Origin of the sequence: Streptomyces sp., assembly GCF_036566765.1 — a bacterium.
Taxonomy (GTDB): Bacteria; Actinomycetota; Actinomycetes; order Streptomycetales; family Streptomycetaceae; genus Streptomyces.
Genome location: NZ_DATCVQ010000722.1, coordinates 1 through 3,674, shown reverse-complemented (window position 1 = coordinate 3,674; position 3,674 = coordinate 1). Strand labels below are relative to the sequence as shown.

The following is a 3,674-nucleotide window of genomic DNA, read 5'->3' as shown; positions in this document are numbered from 1 at the left end:
CGCCGGATGGGCAGAGACGGGGTCATGGGTGTACTCCTGAGGTGTGAGGCCGTGTCTGCGCCCACCCTCGCCCCGCTCGCCGACGCGACGTCGACAGCGGACCGACACGTCTGTCGGCGCCGCGTCGGCGCGGGGCCCGGGCGGCCCCTGGACGGCCCCGCCGCGCACCGGATGCGGGACCGGTGGGTCGCCATGAGAATGGCTGCAAGCGGACGAACTAGGAGGCGGCATGAACGCTGAGTCCGAAAAGAGCACGCTCGGACCGGGTCCGACGCCCGACAAACTGCTGCACGCCGGCTCGGAGGGCGAATTCAGCGCCGAGGACATCGTCCTCGCCTCCGGCCGGGACGTCACCCCGAAGAACATCGCCTGGGCCGAGCGTCGCATGGCCGAGAGGGGCCGCGCCTCCCTGGACGAGCTCCTGCCCTGACCCCCGCGGGGCGTCGGGGGAGGGTTCCGCGACGCCCCGCGACCCCGTCGACACGCAGACCGTGCGCACCCTTCCTCTCGCACGGGGCTTCCCCATTTGTGAAACACGTTCTACCGTGGCCGCCGTCCTGCCGGACGCCGCCACGGGAGGCCCCATGCACCTCGAGTACACGCCCGACCAGAACCGGTTGCGCGCCGAGCTGCGCGCGTACTTCGCCGCGCTCGTCCCCGACGACGTGCACGCCCGGTACGCCGACCCCGCCGCCCAGAAGCGGTTCTACCGCGAGACGATCCGCCGGCTCGGCGGCGATGGCTGGCTCGGCGTCGGCTGGCCCGAGGAGTACGGCGGGCGGGGCCTCTCGCCGATGGAACAGTTCATCTTCTTCGACGAGGCCGCCCAGGCCGGCGTCCCGCTGCCGCTGATGGCCCTCAACACCGTCGGGCCGACGATCATGCAGTTCGGCACCGACGAGCAGAAGGCCTACTTCCTGCCCCGGATCCTCTCCGGGGAGATCGACTTCGCCATCGGCTACAGCGAGCCCGACGCCGGCACCGACCTGGCCGCGCTGAAGACGCGCGCAGTGCGGGAGGGCGACGAGGCCACCGGCCACTACACGGTGAACGGCCAGAAGATCTGGACGACCAACGGCGACACCGCGGACTGGGTCTGGCTCGCCGTCCGCACCGACCCGGACGCGCCCCCGCACAAGGGCATCACCATGCTCCTCGTGCCGACCTCCGACCCCGGCTACTCCTGCACCCTGATCAACACCCTGGCCTCGCACGACACCACGGCCAGCTACTACGAGAACATCCGCGTCCCCGTCTCCCGCCGGGTCGGCGAGGAGAACAAGGGCTGGCGGCTGATCACCAACCAGCTCAACCACGAACGAGTCACCCTCGCCGCGCACGGCACCATGGCCATCCGCGCCCTGCACGACGTCCAGCGCTGGGCCGCCGACACGAAGCTCGCCGACGGCGCCCGCGTCATCGACCTCCCTTGGGTCCGCGGCCGCCTCGCCCGCACCCACGCCCGGCTCGACGCCATGAAGCTCCTCAACTGGCAGATGGTCGGCGCGGTCAAGGACGGCACCCTCACCCCGCAGGACGCCTCCGCGGTCAAGGTCTACGGCTCCGAGGCCCGCCGCGACGCCTACGCCTGGCTGATGGAGGTCGTCGGCGCATCCGGCGCCCTCAAGGAGGGCTCGGCAGGCGCGGTCCTCCACGGCGAACTCGAACGCGGCTACCGCTCAGCGGTGATCTTCACCTTCGGCGGCGGCAACAACGAGATCCAGCGCGAGATCATCTCCTGGATCGGCCTCGGCATGCCACGCGTCCGCCGCTGACTCGCTGCGACTGTCAGCTGCCCGGATGCTGCCCGTACCCCTGTCCGGGGTACGGCGGCGGCGGGGCGTACTGGTGGGGGCGTGGTGCGGCCATGGCGAACCAGGCGTTCGAGCTCCGTAGGACCAACAGGACGAAGACCGCGATGTATCCGAGGACCGCGAGGGTCGTGGTCAGGTAGGCGGCCTGGTACGACCACGCGGGGTAGATCTCGGTGACGCTGGGGAACGAGTCCTTGTACTGCCCCGCGCCCATGCTCTCCTTCAGCCGCTGCGACTGCTCCCCGATCTGGCTCATGGTGGCCTGCGTGGTCGCCGTCAGGAGGCCGCGGCCCGTGGCCAGCGCGGCGAACAGCGCCGTGGCGACGAGTGCCATGACGCGTGCCCGGGGCCGGGGCAGCCGGATGGCGATCGCCAGGCCGATCAGGAGCGCCGCGACGGCCACCAGGGCCACGACCACGAGGACGGTCGGCCCAGCGGTGGTGTCCGGGAGCTCGGGGAAGGCCACGTCGATGCCGTAGGGGGCGGTCTGCTTCTCCATGGTCCGCTTGTAGTCGTCGTACCAGCTCAGGATGGCCTGGTACGTCCGGATCTCCACGACGGCGGCCACGAGGGTGACCGCCGCGACGCCCACCAGGACGGCCATGGCCGTGGTGACGGCGACTGGCCGGCGTGCGGCCTGGAGGTGCGGGAGGTAGGGCGGTGGGGGTGGGGTGCCGGGCGGGAGGGGCGGATAGCTGGGAGGCGGGGGCATGCTGGCTGGAGGCATGTCGGCCGGGGGCGGTGGCAGGGGCACGTTGGCGGGAGCCAGGGGTGGCGCGAAAGCGGGACGTACGTTCTGCCGGGCCGACCCCGCGGCCCGGAAGTACCCGTGGGAAGCCGGCAGTGCCAGCAGCGTGACCGAGGCGAGTGTCAGCAGCAGCATCCCGGCGGACACGATCCGGGTCATGTCGCCGTACCAGGGCACGGAGTCGTAGAAGCCGGCCGCGAGCAGCGCGATGTTGAAGCAGACGGCCAGCCCGCCGACCACCCAGGTCGTCACCCGGGCCCCCTGCCGTCCCCGCCCGTCGAGCAGGGACAGCAGCAGACACAGGCCGCCGAACACGATCGTGAGCACGGCGAACGCGATCAGACCGTACGCGGCCAGGTCCCCCGCCGCGCCGTCGGCGGCTTCTTCGCTCCGATGGTGGCTGAACTCGGGGATGGCGAAGAACGTGCCGACCGCGGAGACCAGGGCCAGCGCGGCCACCCCGGCGAACAGGTAGCTCGCCGCGAACACGGCGCCCGGAGGCTTCGGAGCGGCCGGCGGCACCAGTGGCGTGGGAACGCTCGTCGTGGTCACAGGCCGGCCCCCGTCGCCGAGTCGGTCCTGCGGCGCCACCACAGCGCTCCGCCCGTCACGAGCCAGGCCGCGAGCGGCACCGCCCCCAGTACGTAGAACAGCGGTTTCGACGTCGCCGGTTCGGGACTGGCGAAGGCCTCGTCCGGGGGCACGGCCGTGGTCTGACCGCCGAGCCACATGTCAGATCCCTCGTCGCTCGGCGCGTCCAGAGCGTTGTGTGCCGTGGCGGTGAGCGCGGGGTGGTCCTTGGCGAAGGCGGTCGCGCTCAGCCGGTTCTGGTTGATCCGGGTGAAGTCCACACCGCCGTCGACGTAGGTGCTCGTGTAGATGATGTTGCCCTTGGTGGTGGTGCGCTTCACCTTGAACTCGCCGTTCTTGTACGACTTGACGTAACGGTCGAAGACCTCACGGGGCGTCCACTTCTCCTTGGAGGCCCAGCGGCTGATGTCGCCCTTGCCAATGAGGTCCGAGTACGCGGTGTGCTTGGTGGTGCTGCGCTTGCGGAACCACTCGGCGGCGACTCGGCTCGCGTAGACCCGGCGCAGATCGGCGTACTCGGG

The 3,674-nt window shown here is 71.2% G+C and carries 3 protein-coding genes and 1 pseudogene; 2 read left to right on the top strand and 2 right to left on the bottom strand.

Going from position 1 to position 3,674, the window contains the following annotated elements; all coding sequences use genetic code 11:
* Positions 1 to 229 precede the first annotated feature (229 nt).
* Positions 230 to 430, top strand: coding sequence for a hypothetical protein (locus VIU94_RS41795; protein WP_331920436.1), 201 nt, complete (start codon positions 230 to 232; stop codon positions 428 to 430).
* A gap of 154 nt (positions 431 to 584) precedes the next feature.
* Complete coding sequence (locus tag VIU94_RS41790) at positions 585 to 1,775, top strand: acyl-CoA dehydrogenase family protein (protein WP_331920434.1); 1,191 nt, start codon at positions 585 to 587, stop codon at positions 1,773 to 1,775.
* Positions 1,776 to 1,788: 13 nt separating this feature from the next.
* Here VIU94_RS41790 and VIU94_RS41785 read toward each other — a convergent pair whose 3' ends face one another.
* Both VIU94_RS41785 and VIU94_RS41780 read right to left on the bottom strand, forming a co-directional pair.
* Complete coding sequence (locus VIU94_RS41785; protein ID WP_331920432.1) at positions 1,789 to 3,114, bottom strand: hypothetical protein; 1,326 nt, start codon at positions 3,112 to 3,114, stop codon at positions 1,789 to 1,791.
* A pseudogene (locus VIU94_RS41780) lies at positions 3,111 to 3,674 on the bottom strand (hypothetical protein); the annotation flags it as partial. The gene VIU94_RS41785 and the pseudogene VIU94_RS41780, both read right to left, overlap by 4 nt.